The sequence below is a fragment of the Azospirillum oryzae genome, assembly GCF_900177515.1.
In the GTDB taxonomy this organism is placed as follows: domain Bacteria; phylum Pseudomonadota; class Alphaproteobacteria; order Azospirillales; family Azospirillaceae; genus Azospirillum; species Azospirillum oryzae_A.
This window is the reverse complement of record NZ_FXAK01000009.1, coordinates 242,895-262,647: the sequence shown is the minus strand read 5'-3', so window position 1 is coordinate 262,647 and position 19,753 is coordinate 242,895. Positions and strand designations below refer to the sequence as shown.

Below are 19,753 nucleotides of genomic sequence, written 5' to 3'. Positions count from 1 at the left end.
CGGAACCGTCCGTATCGTGAAGGGGGAGCCGTCAGGCGGCGGCCCGGTCGAGCTGACCGGGTTCGGTCTCTTCCGCGCGGAGCGCGCGGGCAAGACCGGCGGGGGTCGGGTGGTCGAAGACGATGCCCGGCGGCACCTCCACGCCCAGCCGCTTGCGCAGGCGCGACACCAGCTTGATCACCAGCAGCGAATGGCCGCCGAGGTCGAACAGGTTTTCGGCCAAGCCGACCCTGTCGCGCTCCAACAGGCCGGCGAACAGCCCGGCGATGAACGTTTCCAGCGGTGCCGCCGCCTCGTCCGCTCCGGCGGTGGAGCGCGCCGTCTCCGGCAGGGCGGCCCTGTCGATCTTGCCGTTGCCGAGCCGCGGCAGGCGGTCGAGCGGCTGCAGCTCCGCGGGGACCATGGCGTCGGGCAGCCGGCGGCGCAGCTCCTCCCGCAAGGCGGCGGGGTCGAGGGCGGCCCCGGCGGACGGAACGGCATAGCCGACCAGCCGCCCTTCGCCCCAGACCTTCACCGCCGCCTGGGCGACGCCGGGCAGGGCGAGGATCGCGGCCTCGATCTCGGCCGGTTCGATGCGGAAGCCGCGGATCTTGATCTGGTCGTCGGCGCGGCCGACCAGCTGGAGGCCGCCCTCCGGCAGCAGCCGGGCAAGGTCGCCGGTGCGGTACAGCCGCCCTCCGTCGCGTTCCGGATCGGCGCGGAAGGCGGGATCCTCGGGGCGGCCGAGATAGCCGCGGGCGACCTGGGCACCGCCGATGACGAGTTCGCCGACGGCACCGATCGGCACCGGCCGTCCCGCCGGGTCGAGCAGCAGCACCCGGCTTCCCGCCAGCACGCGGTCGAGCGGCAGTTGGTCCGGCAGCGGGCCGTCCGGCGGCAGAGCGTGAACCATCACGCCGACGGTCGTCTCGGTCGGGCCGTAATGGTTGAAGACGCGGCAGCGGGGGGCGGCGGCGCGGATGGCCTCCAGCAGTGGCCGGCCGGTGGGTTCCCCGCCGAGGATGAGCGTGCGGGGAAGCACGGGTGCCGGCGTGTCGATCAGCGCCGCCAGATGGGACGGCACGATCTTCACGCAATCGACGGCCTCGTCGGCGACGAAGCGGGCGAAGCCGGCGCCGTCGGTCATCGTCGTCTCGTCGGCCACCACGAGGCAGCCGCCCGCGGCCAGCACTCCGAACAGCGTGGTGTTGCCGAGATCGGCGGCGACGGTGGAGGTCAGGGCGAACCGGCGGCAGGCCTCAAGATCGAGCGCCGCGCCGGCCGCCGCCACATAGGAGGCAAGCTGTCCGTGCTCGATCACCACGCCCTTCGGCGTGCCGGTGGAGCCGGAGGTGAACAGCACATAGGCGGCATCCCGCGGGGTGGCGACGGGCAACGCGGCGTCGGGCGCCGGCTGTGCCAGGAGGGCGGTCAGATCGTCGGCATCCAGCACACGGCAGGGGGCGGCCGCCGCGATCACCGCGGCCTGCCGTGCCTTGGGCCAGTCCGGATCGACCGGCACGTAGGCACCGCCGGCCCGCATCACCGCATGCAGGGCGATGACCAGTTCGGCGGAGCGGGGGAGGGTCAAGGCCACGCGCTGCCCGGGTCCAACCCCGTCGCGGTGCAGATGGCGGGCCAGTCGCCCGACCAGCTCGTCGAGTTCACGATAGCTCCACCGGCGCGTGCCGTCCTGCAGCGCCGGAGCATCGGGCCGGCTGGTGGCGAGGCCGGACAACAGGGCGGGAATGGTCGGCGCGGCGGAAAGTGCGGGGCCGGTGAGAGCCGCATGGCAGCGAAGGTCGCGCTCCGCCAGCAGCGGCAGGTCGGCGACGCGGCCTGTGCGATGGCCGGGAAGGGCCGCCAGCGCGGCGAGATACTGGTCGGCAAGCGCCTCGACGGCGGCCGAGGCGATGCGGGCGGGGTCGGCGTGCAGGGCGATGCCCACAGGCACGCCGCCGGCCATCGCCACCTCCAGGGTGAGGGCGCCGGCCGGTCGCGGCGCCGGCCAACTGCGTGGCGTCCAGCGCAGGCTGCCGGTGGTGATGGTTTCCAATGCGTCCGTCAGGACGAAAGTCACGGCGCTGGGTGACAGGACGCCGTCGGGGCGCTGTTCCTGTGCGTCTCGGTGGGCGTCCATCATCGATGCGACGCGGGCGAGCAGCCCGTCGACGGTCTCGTCTTTGGGCAGGCGCAGGGCCAGCGGCAGCGTGTCCTCGAAGGCGCCGATGCCGTCGGCGAGCATGTCGTAATCGCGGCGCGGGTCGTTGATCCACAGGCTGCGGAACGCCTCCTCGCCGGTGATGCGCGCGATCAGCAGCCACCATGCGGCCTGCAGCGCGGCATCGACCGGCTGCCCGAGGCTGCCAAGCCCGGCGGCGGTCTGCGGCGGGATGCTGCGAATGGCGGTGGCGGCCCCCGGTTTGACCGCTGCCGGACTGGGGAGCCGCGGATCGGTCAGGGTCTCCGGCCCCAGCCCGGCCCAATAGGCGCGTCCGTGGGCCGCATCATCCGACGCGTCCAGCTCCTCCCGCCATGCGGTAAAACGGGCAAGACCGATTCCGGTGGCGGGCGTCCTTCCGGCATAGAGGTCGGCGATGGCGGCGACGAGCCGGGTCAGTCCGCCGCGGTCGCAGACCAGCGGCGAAACGGCCAGGGTCAGGGCAGCGTTTTCGGTCCCCTGCCGCGACAGCTGCGCCCGGAAGACGCGACCAGCGGCGGGGGCGAGCGGCATGGCCGTCCCGGCGTCGGTCTCCGTCCATGCGACAGAAGCCTCGGCGTTGACGACCTGCCGCGGGATGCGGAAGCCCGGCACCGGCAGCAGCGCCGTACGCAGTGCGTCGAAGGTCGCGGCGGCCTCCTCCACCGCCCGGCGCAGCCGGTCGGGGTCGAGCGGGCCGTCCAGGTCGATGACCAGCTCCAGCGGCGAGCCGTCGGGAGCGCCGTTGGCGATGGCGTCGAGGATGTCGCGTTGCCGCGGGGTCAGGGCGGTCGACTCGTCCATCACAGCACCTCCATGGTCCGGCGTTCGACGATGGCGCCCATGGCCACCACGATGCGGCGCGGCCCCTCGAACGGATCGCGGGCGTGGGCGGTCAGCATGTTGTCCACCATCACCACATCGCCGCGCAGCCACTGGAAGCGCACCGCGCAGGCCTCGTACGCTTCGCCGATCAGGGCCATGGTCTCGTCCGGGATGGTCCCGCCATCTCCGAACAGGACGTTGCGGGGGAACCGCTCGATGCCGGCCATCTCCAGCAGGTCGGCCCGCACCTCCGGTTCCAGGCAGGCGGGGTGGTGGAGCTGCATCTGGTTGAAGAAACTGCGCTCGCCGCTCAGCGGATGGCGGATCACCGCCGGGCAGCGGGTCCGGGTCTGCGGCGTGTCGGGGTCGAGCCAGCGCAGGTCGATCCCGCCGGCGGCGCAGTGGGCTTCCACCGCCGCGCGGTCGTCGGTCTTGAAGAAGTCGCGCCAATCGACGTCCAGGCGCGGCGTGAAGGTGCGGACATAGAGCAGCCCGCGCGTCTCCAGCATCGCCACCAGATCGGCCGGCAGGAGCGTCAGCATCCGGCGGCAGTCGACGATGGGGGTGCAGCCGCCGACCGGTGCCACCTGCTCGGCGAAGAACCATTGCTTGCGTGGCCAGCGGTCCAGATGGCTGCTCTCGTTGTGGTAGAGGATCATCTGCCGCTCGGGGTACGGCGTGGAGCGGTAGGTGTTGCGCCCGCCCTCCTTCTTCGGCAGGTCGCCGTAGGAACCGAACAGGCCGGCCGGCTCCATCGCCTCGGCGAAGCATTCGAAGGCTTGCGGGTCGGGGAGGGCGAAGCCGCGGAACAGGATGGCGCCGTGGCGCAGCAGCAGTTCGTCGATCAGTCCGCGGTTGCCCTCAGCCCAGGCGACCGGGTCGAGATCGGGCGTTGCCGGCTCCAGCATGATCGGAAATTCCGAGCCCGGCGTCAGGAACGAACGCCGGATGGGATCGGCGGCCTGCAGCCGGGCCGGACGGCAGGGGGCCGCCGGCCCACCGAGGCGGGAAAGCTTGGCGCTGGCGCGCCGGGTCTGGTCCATGGGTGGGAACTCCTGACCGGCAGAAGGGGCGGGGGCGGGGAGAAGGACGGGTTGGGACGGGTCGGCGACCGCGCGTTCCAGCAGCGCGACCCAGGCGTCGTGGAACCGGCGCACGGTCGCGGGATCGAACAGGGAGCTGGCGAACACCCAGTCGGCGGCTATACCGCCGGCCATCGGCTCAAGGAACAGGGCCATGTCGAACTTCGACTGGCGTTCGGCGGGCGGGGCTTCGGCAATGACGAGATCCGGCAGTTCCAGCGCCCCGCCGGGGACGTTCTGCAGCACGAACAGAACCTGGACCAGCGGGTTGCGCCCACGGTCGCGCGGCACCCCAACCGCCTCGACGATGCGGTCGAAGGGCAGGGCGTCATGCTCGAAGGCGTCGAGGGCCGTCTGCCGCGTGCGGTCGAGCAGCGCGTCGAAGCTGACCCCCGGCTCCAGGCGGGAGCGCAGCGGCACCACATTGACGAAGAAGCCGATCAGCCCTTCCAGCGCGCGATCCGGCCGGCCGGCGGTGTCGGTGCCGACCAGCAGATCTGCGGCGCCGGTCTCCCGATGCAGCATGGCATTGAAGGCGGCGAGCAGAGCCATGAAGGGCGTGGCGCCGCGGCGGCGTGCCCACTCCTCCACTCGGGCCAGCAGGTCGGGATCCAGGCGCAGGCGGAGGGAGTCGCCGCGCGTGGAGGCGATTGCCGGGCGCGGTCGGTCGGTCGGCAGGATGAGCGCGGTGGGCGCCCCGGCAAGGCGGTTGCGCCAGAAGTCGGTTTCGCGCGCCAGCCGCTCGCCTGACAACAGGGTGCGTTGCCAGACCGCGTAATCCGCATATTGCACCGGCAGCGGCGGCCAGTCGGGAGCCCCGCCCGCCCGTGCCGCGCGGTAAGCGGTGGCGAGGTCGCGGCAGAGGACGCCGACCGACCAGCCGTCGGCGATCATGTGGTGCATGGCGAACAGCAGCCGATGGGTGTCGGCGTTCATCCGCAGGAGACGGGCGCGCAGCAGCGGGCCGGTTGCGAGGTCGAAGGGGGTGCGCGCATGCTCCTCCTCCCGCGCCCGGGCGCAGGACTCCCGCTCCTCCGGCGGCAGCCCGGACAGATCCTCCAGCGGCAGCGGTATCGACAGGGCGGGAGCGGCGACGGCGGCAGGCTCCTCGTCGCGCTCCGGATAGGCGGTGCGCAGAATCTCGTGGCGGGCGACGACGGCGCTGAGGGCCGTTTCCAGCGCCGCGGCGTCGAGATCGCCGGCGAAGTCCAGCCGGGCCGCCATCAGATAGGCGGTGCCGCCGCCCGACAGCCGGTCGACCAGCCACAAGCGATGCTGGGCAGGGGACAGCGGCATCGCTTCCCGCCGTTCCACCGGACGCAGCGGCGGGGTGTCGTCGTCTCCTGTGCCGGCCAAGGCGTCGAGCCGGGCGGCAAGGGCGCGGAGTTCCGAAGCCTCGAACACCGTGCGCAGGGGCAGGCCGGGCCAGCCGTCCCGGCGCAGGCGGGCGATCAGGCGGGCGGCGAGCAGGGAATGGCCGCCGAGGGCGAAGAAGTCGGCGTTGCGGCCGACGGCGCTTCCCGGCATCAACTCCTGCCAGAGCAGGGCGAGCCGGCGTTCGGTTTCGGTGGCCGGCGGCTCGTCCGCCGTGGCGGACGATGCGGTTTCGGCATCGGGCAGCACCTTGCGGTCGAGCTTGCCGTTGGCGTTGCGCGGCCAAGCGGTCATCCGGACCCAGCGGGTCGGCACCATGTAGGACGGCAGCGTTTCGGCAGCGTGGGCGGCTAGGGTTCCAGCAAGGACCTCCGCGTGGGGTTCTGCGGCGCGGGGCTCCGCCGGTTCCCACCATGCGGTCAGATGGTCGGCGCGGACTTGGACGACGGCAAGGCGGACGGCCGGATGGCGTTCCAGCGTCGCCTCGACCTCGCCGGCTTCGATGCGGAAGCCGCGCAGCTTCATCTGGAAGTCGCCGCGCCCGGCCCATTCGATGACACCCTGAGCCGACCAGCGGCCGAGATCGCCGGTGCGGTAGAGCCGGGCGCCCGGAGCGCCGTCCGGGTCGGGGACGAAGGACAGGGCGGTCCGGCGCGGGTCGCCCAGATAACCACGGCCAACCCCGATGCCGCCCACGGCGATTTCACCGACCGTTCCCATCGGGACCGCGGCGAGGTCGCCGTCGACGATGCGCAGCTCCGCACCGGCGGTCGGACGGCCGATGGGGATGGTGGTGCCGGGGGTCGGTGCCGCGTGCAGCGGATGGAAGGCGACGTCGTCGGCGCATTCGGCCGGGCCGTAGGCATTCATCAGCGGGATGGCGGGGTAGGCGTCGAACCACGCCCCGGCATCGGCGGCGGACAGCGCCTCTCCCGTCGGCAGGACCCAGCGCAGCGCCGGCAGCGGCCGTGGGCGCCCGCCGGCATCGCGTGTTTCCGCCAGGGTGCGCATCAGCGACGGCACCGGCTCGAACAGGGTGACGCCCGCCTGCCCCAGCCGGTCGAGCAGGGCGTCGGGATCGCGCACCACGCTGTCCGGGATGATCTCCACCACCGCACCCAGGAGGGGAGCGGTCAGGGTCTGCCAGACCGAGATGTCGAAGCAGGAGGGGGCGGTCTGGGCGATGACGTCCTGTTCCCCGAGCTGCAGCGGATCGAGTTTCGCCAGCATGTTGTTCAGCATGCCGTCGCGGGTGACCATCGCTCCTTTAGGCGTTCCGGTGGAGCCGGAGGTGAACAGCACATAGGCGCGCTGGTCGCCGCGGAGCGGCACCGCCGGCAGGCGGTCCTGCCCGGCGCGGGCCAGCAGATCGGCGGTGGTGAGGGCGGGCAGGTCGCAGGGAACCGCCTCGTCACGGATCAGCAGCGGATGGCCGGCCTGCTCCATCACCTGGGCCCAGCGGGCCGGCGGATGGGCGGGATCGAGCGGTAGCCATGCCCCCCCGGCCCGCAGCACCGCCACCATCAGGCACAGCAAGTCCAGTCCACGGGGAGCGAGCAGGGCCACCAATTCGTCGGGGCGGAGTCCCGCCGCATGGAGACCGCGTGCCAGCCGTTCCGACCGCCGCCAAAGCTCGCCATAGGTCAGGCTTGCGCCCTCGCATCGGGCGGCGATGCGGTCGGGATGGGCCTCGACGCGGGCGGCGACCCGCTTCACCCAGTCCGGCGACAGACGGGGGGAGGCCGGGCCGACGCCCCAGCCGCGCAACGTCCGCGCTTCTGCCTCGCCCGTTCGTGGCAGCGCCGCCAGCGGGGTCCCGGCACCGCGGGTCAATGACAGCAGGGCGGCGCGGAAGCCGTCGGCGATCCGGGCGAGGCTGGCGGCGTCGATCCGGCGGCCATCGGCGTCGATGGCGACCGAGAGCCGGTCGCCGGGGAACACCTCCACCGTCAGGGCATAGTGCGTGCGCTCCACATTGTCGCGCTGGCGCAGGTCGAGCGCACCGACGCGGCGGCGCCGTCCCTCCAGCATCGGCAGATTCTGGAAGACCAGCAGCGTGTCGAACAGCGGCCCGACGCCGGCCTGGGCCTGGATGTCGGCAAGCGCGCTGTGCTCATGATCGCGCATCGCGGCATTGTCGGCCTGGATGCCGTGCAGGTAGTCGTCAAGGCGGCGCTGGCCGGGCACGCGCACCCGCAGAGGCAGCGTGTTGATGAAGACGCCCAGCATGTGCTCCGCTCCGTCCAGTTCGGCCGGCCGGCCGGAGGACGTGACGCCGAACAGCACGTCGTCGCGTCCCGACCGGGCGGCCAGCACGAGGCCCCAGGCGCCTTGCACCAGCGTGTTCAGGGTGACGCCCAGCCCGCTGGCCGCGGCGGCCAGACGGGCGGTTTCCGCTTCGTCCAGCAGGAGGGACTGGCTGAGAGGCACCACGCTGCCTGATTCGGGCGCCGGGGACAGCATCGGCAGCGGAGTGGCGCCCTCCACGCCAGCCAGGAAGGTCCGCCAGAATCCGGCGGCGGTGCGGTCGTCCTGGCGCAGGACCCAGGCGATGTGGTCGCGGAACGGACGGCGGGTGGGCAGGGCCGGGGACTCGTCCGCCAGACGGGCGCGGTAGCGTTCCAGCACCTCGTCCACCAGCAGGATCGAACACCAGCCGTCGACCACCAGATGATGGCGGCTCCACTGCAGCCACCAGCGCCCATTGCCGCAGCGGATCAGCGCAAGCCGCATCAGCGGAGCCCGGTCCAGCGCGAAGCCGCGCGCCCGGTCCTCGGCCAGGAGGGCGGCGAGGGCCGCTTCGCGGCCGTCGTCGGACAAGTCGCTCCAGTCGCGGCGGGCAACGGGCAGCGTGACCGTGCGCTCCACCAATTGCAGGGGACGGTCCACCCCGTCCCAGTGGAAGGCGGTCCGCAGGATGGGGTTGGCGGCGACGGCGTCCTGCCAGGCGGCGGTGAAGGCGTCGGCGTCGAAGGGGCCCTCCGCCTCGATCACCAGCTGGTTGACGTAGGCGCCTCCGGCCGGGTCGATCAGGCCGTGGAACAGCAGGCCCTGCTGCAGCGACGAAAGCGGATAGGCGTCCTCCAGTCCCGGATGTTCGGTGCGCAGCGCTACTACCGCATCGGCGTCGAGGCCGCAGAGGGCGAAGGGAGCGCGCTCCACCGGGGCGGGCTTGCTCTCGGCCGACGCCTGCGGCTGTGGGGTGGCGGCAGTGATGGCGGCGGCAATGGCGCCAATGGTGCGCTTCTGGAAGAACAGCTTCGGTTTCAGGGCAAGACCCTTCGGCCGCGCCTTGGCGATGACCTGGAGCGCCAGGATCGAATCGCCGCCGATGGCAAAGAAGTCTTCCTCGACCCCGACCGACGGGCGTCCCAGCACCTCCGCCCAGATGGTGGCGAGCGTCTGCTCGGCATCCGTCAGGGGCCGGCCGGCCGAGGGGACTGGCGGGGCGGTGGCTTCGTCGTCCGGCAGTGACTTGCGATCGATCTTGCCGTTCGGCAGGCGGGGTAGCGCCGGCAGGGCATGCAGCGCCGACGGCACCATCGCGTCCGGCAGGGCGGCGGCCATGGCGGTTCGCAGGGCGTCGGCGTCGAGCGTCGCCGGGGCGACGAAGGCCGCCAGGCGCAAGCCGGCCCCGCCGCCGGCGGTCACCGGACGGGCGATGACGGCCGCCTCCACCACGCCGGGCTGGCGGCGCAGCCAGGATTCGACCTCGCCCAGTTCGACGCGGAAGCCGCGGATCTTCACCTGATCGTCGGCGCGGCCAAGGAACTCCACGAGGCCGGCGGGAGTGAGGCGCACGCGGTCGCCGGTGCGATACAGCCGGCCGCCGCTGCGCCACGGGTCGGGCACGAAGCGCTCTGCGGTCAGGGCCGGGCGGCCGAGATAGCCGGCGGCGACACCGTAGCCGCCGATGGCGAGTTCGCCGACGACGCCAAGCGGCACCGGGTCGCCGTGGCGGTCCAGCACGGCGGCATGCACGCCGGCCAGCGGAGCGCCGATGGGAACCGGACCGCTTGGGTCACGAGGGGCGGGGGCGGTCAGGCAGCCGACGGTGGTCTCGGTCGGGCCATAATGGTTCAGCACCCGGCAGCCGGGGGCGAGCGCATGGAGACGGGCGACGAATTCGCCTTCCAACGCCTCACCGCCGAGGACGAGGCAGCGGCGCGGCAACAGCCGGGCCGGATCGGCCACCGCCATCAGCGCGGCGAGATGCGAGGGCACGATCTTCAGCGCATCGACCGGCCGTCCGGCGAAGTGGCGGGCCAGCGCGTCGGGGTCGTCGGCCAGCGCCGGAGCGATCACCCGCAGGGTGCGCCCGCCGAGCAGCGCCCCGAACCAGGCGGTGTAGCCGAGGTCGGCGGTCACCGACGCCAGCGTGGCGAGGGTGGCCTCCTCCGGCAACTCCATCTCCGCCAGCACGCCCTGGGTATACTGGGCGAGGTTGCCCTGGGTGACCACCACTCCCTTGGGCGTGCCGGTGGAGCCGGAGGTGTAGATCAGGTAGGCCGGCAGGTCGGGTCTGGCCGGGACGGCGGCGGGAGCGGATTCTACCGACCGGCCGTCGACCTCCAGCCACGCCGCACTGCCGAGCCAGCCGGGTGCCGTGCCGTGGCCGACGACGGCGCATGCGCCGCTGTCAGCTGCCAGGAAGGCGAGCCGCGCGTCGGGCAGCGCCGGGTCCAGGCAGAGGTAGGCCGCCCCCGCCTTCCAGGCCGCGATCATGCCGACGGCCAGCGCCGCGCCGCGCGGCAGCCACAGTCCGACACGATCACCCGGCCGCACTCCGGCGGCGGCCAGCCGCCCCGCCAACCGGCCGGCCGCAGCGTCGAGGTCGGCGTAGGTCAGGGTCCACTCACCGTCCTCCACGGCAGTGCGGCCGGGATGACGGGCGACGGCTGCTTCGAACAGCGCCAGGGCCGAGGCCGGCGCGCCGGCGGCGGGGCCGTGGCGCAGCGAGCGGCCGGCATCGTCCGCGGTCGCCTCCAGCGTGATGACCGGAGCATCGGGATCGGTGATCGCGCGGTCGAGCAGGGCAAGGAAGCCGCGCCGCATACGGGCCGAGGTTTCCGGTGTGAACAGCGCCGGGTCGGCGCGCCATTGGCCGGTCAGCCGCTCGCCGTCGTCGACCCAGCGCAGGTTCAGCTCGTTGGCCGCCCCGCGCTGGTGGGCGAACAGCTCCCGCCGGACGGCGCGGTTGATGGCGGCGCGCTCGCCCACCGGGACAAAGGTGGTCATGTGGCGGAACAGCGGCCCGTTGCCGCCGGCCAGCGCGGTGATGCGGGCGAGCGGCAGGCGGCGGTGACGCAGAAGCACCCTCAGCGTCCGCTGCGCGGTACGCGCGAGGTCGGCGACGGTGGGGTTGCCGGACAGGTCGGCGGGCCAGGGCAGGGCGTTCAGCGTGTAGCCGATCATCCCGCGGTCGGCGGCGCCCTGCCGCCCGGACACCGGCGTTCCGATCGTGAAGCGGTCCTGGCCGCTCCAGCGATGCAGGAAAATCTGGAAGATGGCGGTCAGCAGCGGGAAGACGCCGACGCCGGCCCGCTCGGCCGCCGCGCGCACGCGCGCCGTCGTGGCGGCATCGAGCCGAAGGTCGGTCTCATTCGGCGGGCCCGGACGGTCGATGCGGTCGGTCGGAAGCTCCGGCGGCGGTGCCGCGTCCGTCAGGAGTCCGCGCCAGAAGTCCTTCAGCCGCTTGGATTCGGGTCCCGATTGCAGCGCTCGTTGCCGTTCCAGCCAGTCGAAGTAGCGACCGCCGACCTCGGAGCCGGCGGTCGACGGTGCCTCGTAGGCGGTGAAGGCCTGTTCGCACAGGATCTCGAAGGACAGGTAATCGCCGGCGATGTGGTGCAGGACGACCAGCAGATGCAGCATTCCGCCCGGCTCGGCCAGCAGCCGAACGCGGCAGGCGACGGCGCGGTCGAGCGGCAGCGGCAGGTCGGCCTCGCGCTCGAGCCAGCGCAGGCGGTCGGCGCCTGTCATCGCCTCGGCAGCGTGGATGGCGACATCGGGGACGAAACCGGGCCGCCGTTCCATGACGAGGCGGCCGTCGGCATCCTCGCGGTAGTGGCTGGACAGCGCCTCGTGCCCGGCGATGACCTGGGCGAAGGCGGCGGCCAGCCGCTGAGGGTCGATGCCGGGCGCCAGCTCCACCGCATAGGTCATGTTGTAGGCAGGATCCTCCGGCGCCAGACGCCAGGCGGTCCACAGGGCGCGCTGTTCGTCGCCGGCGGGAATGGTGGCCGGAATCGCGGCGGGCATGATCGTCATACTGTCCATGGCCCAGTCCTCAGGCGGCGGGAAGGTCGGGGGAGCGCACCGGGTCGGCCATGGCGACCACGACCTTGCGCATGCCGGTGAAGGGCTCCCGCCCATGGGCCGCCAGCATGTTGTCGAGCATCATCACGTCCCCCTCCTGCCAGGGGAAACTGCGGGTGCAGTCGTCCAGGACGGCGCGGATATGGTCCAGCGCCTCGTCCTCGATGGGCGTGCCGTCGCCGTAGAAGACATGGCGGGGAAGCTCGGACTCGTCCTCCACCACTGCCAGCAAGCTGTCGCGCACCGCGGGCGGCAGGTTGGAGACGTGGAACAGGTGGGCCTGATTGAACCAGACCTCATCGCCGGTCACGGGATGCCGGGCCACCGCCTGGCAGATCTGGCGGGTGCGCAGTTCGCCGTCCTCGGTCCACTCCCAGGCGATGGCGTTGGCGCGGCAGAAACGCTCCACCTCCGCCGGATCGTCGGTGTTGAAGGCGCGCTGCCAGGGCAGGTCGAGGCCGTTCCCATAATTGCGCACATACATCAGGCGCTTCGCGGCGAAGCGGGCGCGGATCGCCGGATCGATGCGCCGGGCGACCAGCCGGCTGTCGGCGATCGGCGTCGCCCCGCCGGTGGCGGCGGCGGTCACGCAGTGGAACCAGATCGTCTGCGGCCACTGCAGGGTATAGGCCTGTTCGTTGTGCAGCGGGATCGACTGGTGGGCCGGATATTCGGTGGAGGTGTAGACGCCCTTGTCCACCGCGGAGCGTGGGGTGGAGCCGAAATCATAGTCGAGCAGCGGCCGGCCGAAGCTCTCGGCAAAGGCGCGGAAGGGGGCGTCGCCATGCAGCCCGAAGCCGCGGAACAGCAGTCCGCCGGCAACGGGCAGCCGATCGCGCACCACCGCGTGGATGTCCGGCAGCAAATTCCGCCATCCACCTTGGTCCAGCGCGCCGTCTGTCGGCGTCACCAGAAGCGGCAGGTCGGCGCCGGGAAGCAGCGGCTGCACGGCCAGCGTTTCGGGGCGTGCGGCGGGGCTCGGATCGAAAATGCGCTGGTCCATGGGGTGATCGGTCCGTCCAATTGCGGGCAGGTCGACAGAAACGTCTTTACTGCGAGTGAGAATCGTTCTCATAGTGGGACAGAGCGTTGCTCCTGCCGGCAGGTGGGGCAGCAATCGCAGCGGGTCTTACGCCGTGCTTGGGACGGCTATGGCACAGGGGTTGGATAAACAACACAGATCCTGCGGGTAATCCCGCCGCTCCCTGCAGCCGGGACGGACGTTAGCGCACTGCAAATCGACTTGCAAACGAGAATCAATCGCATTATGCAAGAAGACATGACGCGATCTTCCGAACGCGCATTCCCCGAACACGATCATCTCTTCCGCGCCCTGACCTGAAGGAGCTTCGGCATGAGCTGGGACAGCCCGGACACGCGATTTCACGTCGTGGTGAATGACGAGGAGCAGTACTCGATCTGGCCCGACCACAAGCCGGTCCCGGCCGGTTGGCGCACCGTCGGCGTCAGCGGCCCCAAGCAGGACTGCCTCGCCCACATCGAGCGGGTGTGGACCGACATGCGGCCGCTCAGCCTGCGCCGCGCCCTCGGCGATGCGGCCTGACCGGCCGTGCCCGATCCCGTTTTCCCGATGAGGGAGATGTGCCCATGACCGCGACCATCATGGCGCCGACCATCGCAGTGCCATTGAGCCTGGACGGTTTCCGTTCCCAGCCGGCGATCCGCCTCGGCGACGATCCGATGCTTCGCCGACAGGAGGCGCGCGAATCGAACGCGCGCTCCTATCCGCGGCGCATCCCGCTGGTGCTGACCGAAGGCCGCGGCGTCTATCTGCGCGACAGCGCCGGGCAGCTGTTCATCGATTGCCTCGCCGGCGCCGGAACGCTGGCGCTGGGGCACAATCATCCGGACATCGTGGCGGCGCTGCGCGCGACGCTGGACAGCGGATTGCCGCTGCACACGCTGGACCTGACCACCCCGGTCAAGGACCGGTTCGTCGAGGATCTGTTCGCGGCCCTGCCGCCGGCCTTCGCCCGCGATGCCCGGATCCAGTTCTGCGGCCCCACCGGCGCGGATGGGATCGAGGCGGCGATGAAGCTGGCCCGCACCGCCACCGGGCGGCGCACCATCGTCGGCTTCTCCGGCGGCTACCACGGCATGACCCATGGCACGCTGGCAATCATGGGCAATCTGGGCCCGAAGCGACCGTTGGGCGGCGGGGCCGGAGACGCCCACATGCTGCCTTATCCCTACGACTACCGGTGCCCCTTCGGGCTTGGCGGCGAGGCCGGGGTGGATGCCGGCCTGTCGATGATCGAACAATTGCTGAGCGATCCGGAATCGGGCGTCGTGACGCCTGCGGCCGTGGTGGTGGAGGTGGTGCAGGGCGAAGGCGGCGTGGTGCCGGCGCCGGTGCGCTGGCTGCAGGGGCTGCGGCGGCTGACCCGTGCCCATGGCGTCCCGCTGGTCATCGACGAGGTGCAAACCGGGCTGGGCCGCACCGGCCGGCTGTTCGCCTTCGAACATGCCGGGATCGAGCCCGACATCCTGGTGCTGTCGAAGGCGATCGGCGGCAGCCTGCCGCTGTCGGTGGTGGTCTACAACGCCGGTCTCGACTGCTGGGCGCCGGGTGCCCACGCCGGCACCTTCCGCGGCAACCAGTTGGCGATGGCGGCGGGCTCGGCGACGCTGCACCGGATCCGCGCCGATCGCCTGGACGAGCATGCCGCCGCCATGGGCGCGCGGTTGACCGGCCACCTGCGAGCGATCCAGGCCGACCATCCCTGCCTGGGCGACGTGCGGGGGCCGGGCCTGATGATCGGCGTCGAGATCGTGGACGAGCGCCGGCCGCCCCAGCGGCCGGGTGCGCGGCCGGCCGACGGCGAGCTTGCCCGGTCGCTGCAGCGCCGCTGCCTGGAGCAAGGCTTGATCCTGGAACTGGGCGGGCGGCATGGCGCCGTGGTGCGGTTCCTGCCGCCGCTGATCGTCAGCGCCGCCGAGATCGATGAGATCGCCGACCGCTTCCGGACCGCCCTTCGGGCCGCACTGGCCGACCGGACGGCAGGCGCGGCCTCCACCAGCCTCGCGGCGGAATAGGCGGGTCTAAGGATGCAAATAGCTATTAATCGCACTGATTGGCTGGCACCGCTGTCGCTTGCGCAGGAGCGCTTGTGGCTGCTCCACCGCTTGAACCCGACGGACGCCGCCTACAACCTGACTCGCGCCTTCCGTCTGGATGGAGCGCTGGACGCTGCGGCCCTGGAGCGGGCGCTGGAGGCGCTGGCCTGGAGGCACGCCATCCTGCGGACGCGGTTCGAGGAGCGGGACGGGGTGCCGCAGCAGATCGTGCTGCCCCGTCCGTCGCTGCGGCTGATGCGGGAAGCCGTCCAGCCCGACGAGGCGGCGCTGGCGGAGCGCATCCGCGAGGAGACGCGGCGGCCATTCGACCTGTCCGCCGGCCCGCCGATCCACGCGACGCTGCTGCCGCTGGCCGGTGGAGGGGCGGTCCTGCTGCTGGCGATGCACCACATCCTGTCGGACGGTCCGTCCAACCCGATCCTGGCGCGCGACTTGATGGCCGCCTATGTCGCGGCGCTGGCCGATCCGGAAGCCGACCCGTCGGTGCTGCTGCCCCCGCTGGACCTCCAATATGCCGATCATGCGCGGGTACAGCGCGGCGAGGCGGCGCAGTCGCGCATCGAACGAGCTGTCGAGCGGGCCGTCGAGCGGCTCGGTACCGGCATCCCGGCCTTGGAGCTGCCCACCGACCGACCGCGGCCGAGCGTTCGCGGCAGCGCCGGGGCGCGGGTCGAGTTCGAGTTGCCGGGTGAGACGGTTTCCGCGTTGCGCGCTCTGGCGCGGGCGGAAGCCTGCACGCCCTTCATCCCGCTGCTGGCGGCGTGGCAGGCCCTGCTCGGCCGCTGGTCCGGGCAGGATGATTTCGCCGTCGGCGTGCCGGACGCCGGGCGGAACGACGAGGAGCTGGAGACGTTGGTCGGCTTCTTCGTCGAGACCCAGGTTTTCCGTGCCCGCCTGACGCCCGGCCTGACCGGCCGCGCCCTCTGCCGGCGGTTGCGCGGCGAGGCGCTGGCGGCGCTGAGCGACGGCGCCGCCCCTATCGAGCGCCTGCTGGAGCGGTTCGATCCGGTGCGGGACGGCAGCCGGACCCCACTGTTCCAGACCCTGCTGAACCTGCGGATGGAGGCGCCCACTTCCTTGCGGCTGCCGGGCCTGACCGTGACTGCGCTTCCGGTGCCGGAGACCACCGCCAAGCTGGATCTGGCACTCGACGTGGCGGTGGGGGAGGCGGGGGCGATCTGCGCGATCGACTATGCCACCGACCTGTTCGATGCCGCGACGGCCGAGCGTCTTGCTAACGGCTTCCGCACCTTGTTGACCGGAATGCTGGCCGATCCGGAGGCGGAACTGGCCGACCTGCCGCTGATGGCCCCGTCGGCGCGGGCGGAGGAGCTGACGCGCTGGAACGACACCGCGCTGGTGCTGGATCCGGCCGAGGACCTCGTGGCGATGGTGGAGCGCACCGTCGCCGACCTGCCGGACTGCGTCGCCCTGGTTTGCGGCGAAACCACGCTGACCTACCGCGCGCTGAACGCACGGGTCAACCGGCTCGCACGCTGGCTCGCCGCCCGTGGGGTCGGTGCCGACAGCCTGGTGGCGGTGGCGCTGCCGCGCGGGATCGACCTTCCGGTCGCGCTGCTGGCGATCCAGAAGGCAGGCGGCGCCTATCTGCCGCTCGATCCCGACCAGCCGGCGGCGCGCAATGCCCACATCCTGGCCCATGCCCGGCCGGTGCTGGTGATCGATGCGCCGCTGGCGGAATTCGCCACCGGATTTGAGGATTTGCCAGAAGGCAATCTCGGCCGCCCGGTGCATCCACGCCAGCTCGCCTACACGCTCTACACCTCGGGATCGACCGGCGTGCCGAAGGGCGTGCAGATCGACCGGCAGGCTTTTGCCAGCTTCCTCTATGCCATGCAGGCGCAGATCGGCCTCGTCGCCGACGACCGGCTGCTGGCGGTGACGACGCTGGGCTTCGACATCGCCGGGCTGGAGCTGTTCCTGCCGCTGGTCGCCGGTGCCTGCGTCATCCTCGCCACGCGTGAGCAGGCCCATGATCCGCAAGCGCTGGCCGGGCTGATCGAACGCCACGGCGTCACCGTCCTGCAGGCGACGCCGGCGACCTGGCGCATGCTGCTGGACGCCACCGAACGGTCCTGGCCGGGACTGCGCGCAGTGTGCGGCGGCGAGGCGCTGGGCGCCGGGTTGGCACGTCGCCTGCTGGAGCGCGGTGTGCGGCTGTTGAATGTCTACGGCCCCACCGAGACCACTGTCTGGTCCGCCGCTTGGTCGGTGGAGCGGGCCGGGGATGGCGACGGCACGGTTCCCATCGGCCATGCGGTCGCCAACAACCGCCTTTACATCCTGGACGACCGGTTGGAGCCGGTACCAAGCGGCGTCGCCGGCGATCTGTGGATCGGCGGGCTGGGGCTGGCGCGCGGCTATGGCGGACAACCGGGCCTGACCGCAGCCTGCTTCCTGCCGAACCCGTTCCCCGAGGACGGCGCACCGGGGGCCGACGCTGGCAGCCGCCTCTATCGCACCGGCGACCGCGCCCGGCGGCGCGCCGACGGCGCCATCGAGTTCCTGGGCCGCTGCGACCATCAGATGAAGATCCGCGGTTTCCGCATCGAAGCGGCGGAGGTGGAGGCGGCGCTCGACAGCCATCCGCAGGTGCGCCACTCCGTGGTCGCCGCCCATATGCCGACCGCCGGCGATGCGCTGCTCTGCGCCTATCTGGTGACGGCCGACGGGACGGAGCCGCCGGACCTGCACGCCCATCTCGCCGCCCGCTTGCCCGCCTACATGCTGCCGTCGGTCTGCGTGGTGCTGGACCGGCTGCCGCTGAACGCCAACGGCAAGATTGACCGCAAGGCATTGCCTCCGCCCGATACGCCGGCCGCGTCCGACGGGTTCGAGCCGCCGGCCACCGACACCGAAGCGCGCCTGACCGCGCTGTGGGAGGAGGTGCTGGAACGGCCGGGGCTTGGCGTCACCGACGATTTCTTCCGGCTGGGCGGGCATTCGCTGCGGCTGGTCCGCCTGCAGACGCGCATCCGCGGCGCCTTCGGGCTCGACCTGCCGCTGGCCGAGCTGTTCCGCGCGCCGACCGTTCGCACCATGGCCGCCGTGATCGACTCCCGCGGCAGCCGGGACGAGGCGGACGACCTCGCCTTCATGGCCGGCCTGCTGGCCGGTGACGGCACGGCCGAACCGGGCGGTGCGCCATGAGCCTTCTGCTCTCCCTCCTGCGCCGCTTCCGCTGGCGCATGCCGCTGGCGCTGGGTCTCGGCGCCGCCGGGGCGCTGGCCGGCCTGTGGGTGATCGCGCTGGTCAACCGGCTGATTGCCGGCAGTGCCGCGCCGGACGCGCCGACCTTCGCGCTGATCGCCCTGCTGCTGGCAGCGGTGTTCGGCTTCGGCTTTGGGGCGCAGGCGATCCTGACGGCGCTCGGCCACCGGGTGGTGTGCGAGATGCGCACGGCGACGGTGAAGCGGCTGCTCGACACCGATGTGGAGCGGCTGGAGACCATCGGCGCGCCGGCGCTCTACGCCACCCTCACCAAGGACATCACCACCGTCGGCCAGGCCTTCAACCGGCTGCCCTTCGTCTTCTGCAACGGCGTGCTGGTGCTGGGCGGCTTCCTCTATCTCGCCTGGCTGTCCTGGCAGCTGTTCCTGCTCAGCGCCGCGGTGATCGGGGTGGGGGTGGGCGTGGCCTATGGCTGGGTGTCGGCGATGCGCCGGCTGATGGTCGAGGTGCGCGAAACCGACGACCGCCTGCTCGCCGGCTATCGCGGCGCGATCGAAGGCCGCAACGAACTGGCGCTGAACACGGTGCGCAAGCGCGTCTTCCACCGCCACGACGTGGCGGCGGCGGCGGAGCATGCCCGTGACACCGAGACCCGCGCCGACCGCTATTGGGTGCTGAGCCTGAGCTGGACCGCCCTGGTCATCCTCGGTCTGATTGCCGGCATCTTCGCCGCCGGCGAGGCGCTGGGCCTGCCGCGGCCGCACACCGCCGGCTTCGTGCTGGTGCTGATGTTCCTGCGCATGCCGCTGAACGATCTGGTCGGCACGCTGCCGATCCTGCTGTCCGGCAAGGTGGCGCTGGCTAAGGTCGAGGCGCTGCGGCTGGAAGCGCACCGCCCGGACTTCGACCGGCCGGAGCCGGCCTGCGCGGCACTTCCTGCCAAAGGGCCGCTGCTCAGCCTGTCCGGAGTTGTCTACGACCATCCGGCCCAGGGCGACGAGCCCGGCTTCCACCTCGGCCCTGTCGAGCTGACGGTCGAGGCGGGGGAGACGCTGTTCATCGTCGGCGGCAACGGCGGCGGCAAGTCGACGCTGCTGACCCTGCTGGCCGGCCTGCGCCGGCCGGCTGCCGGCACCATCCGGCTGGGTGGGCTGGAGGTGACCGAGGAGCGTCGCGGCTGGCATCGCGAGCAGATCAGCGCCGTCTTCTCCACCCCCCACCTGTTCGACCGGCTGGTCGGTCCCGACGGCCGGCTGGACGAGGAGCTTGCCCAGGCGTTCCTGCGCCGTCTGCGGATGGACCGCAAGGTGGCGCTGGCCGGCGACCGCCTCTCCGACATCCGGCTGTCGCAGGGACAGCGCAAGCGCATCGCCCTGCTGGCGGCCGTGGTGGAGGAGCGGCCGATCCTGCTGCTCGACGAATGGGCGGCCGACCAGGACCCGCTGTTCCGCCGCTTCTTCTACGAGGAGCTGCTGCCGGAACTCAAACACGGTGGCCGCACCATCATCGCCGTCAGCCACGACGACCGCTTCTTCCATCTCGCCGACCGGGTGCTGCGCTGCGATGCCGGGGTGCTGTCGCCCTGGAGCGAGGTGCCGGTCCAGCCGGCGCATGCGGCGCAATGACCGCCGGGCGGCTTTCGGCCGAACCCCCATCCCTTTCCCAAACGCCTGTCGCCGCGCGT

Annotated in this window: 7 protein-coding genes; 4 read left to right on the top strand and 3 right to left on the bottom strand. The window is 72.0% G+C overall.

Translation table 11 applies throughout. The features are described from left to right. Positions 1-31: 31 nt before the first annotated feature. The 3 genes from B9N97_RS29630 to B9N97_RS29620 are packed head-to-tail and all read right to left on the bottom strand — an operon-like array spanning position 32 to position 12,781. Positions 32-2,983 (bottom strand): non-ribosomal peptide synthetase family protein, encoded by a 2,952-nt coding sequence (locus tag B9N97_RS29630; protein WP_085091416.1) that lies wholly within the window; start codon positions 2,981-2,983, stop codon positions 32-34. After that, entirely contained in the window at positions 2,983-11,739 is an 8,757-nt protein-coding gene (locus tag B9N97_RS29625) for a non-ribosomal peptide synthetase (RefSeq protein ID WP_208621302.1), read from the bottom strand. The genes B9N97_RS29630 and B9N97_RS29625 overlap by 1 nt, the downstream gene beginning before the upstream one ends. Before the next feature lie 10 nt (positions 11,740-11,749). Then, a complete protein-coding gene (locus B9N97_RS29620) occupies positions 11,750-12,781 on the bottom strand; it encodes a TauD/TfdA family dioxygenase (protein ID WP_085091415.1) in 1,032 nt (343 codons plus the stop codon). A 351-nt stretch (positions 12,782-13,132) separates the two neighbouring features. Here B9N97_RS29620 and B9N97_RS29615 point away from each other — a divergent pair, with 351 nt between their 5' ends. From B9N97_RS29615 to B9N97_RS29600, 4 genes are read left to right on the top strand one after another with little or no spacing between them, the layout of a single operon-like run. Further along, on the top strand, positions 13,133-13,342 hold the full coding sequence (locus B9N97_RS29615; RefSeq protein WP_085091414.1) for an MbtH family protein: 210 nt from the start codon (positions 13,133-13,135) through the stop codon (positions 13,340-13,342). 44 nt (positions 13,343-13,386) lie between these two features. Further along, the gene (locus B9N97_RS29610) at positions 13,387-14,835 is read left to right on the top strand and encodes a diaminobutyrate--2-oxoglutarate transaminase (RefSeq protein ID WP_085091413.1); all 1,449 of its coding nucleotides are present in this window, start codon (positions 13,387-13,389) and stop codon (positions 14,833-14,835) included. A 12-nt stretch (positions 14,836-14,847) separates the two neighbouring features. Beyond that, on the top strand, positions 14,848-18,048 hold the full coding sequence (locus B9N97_RS29605; protein WP_085091412.1) for a non-ribosomal peptide synthetase: 3,201 nt from the start codon (positions 14,848-14,850) through the stop codon (positions 18,046-18,048). Next, positions 18,045-19,694 (top strand): cyclic peptide export ABC transporter, encoded by a 1,650-nt coding sequence (locus B9N97_RS29600; RefSeq protein WP_085091411.1) that lies wholly within the window; start codon positions 18,045-18,047, stop codon positions 19,692-19,694. Before B9N97_RS29605 ends, B9N97_RS29600 begins: the two co-directional genes overlap by 4 nt. Positions 19,695-19,753 lie beyond the last annotated feature (59 nt).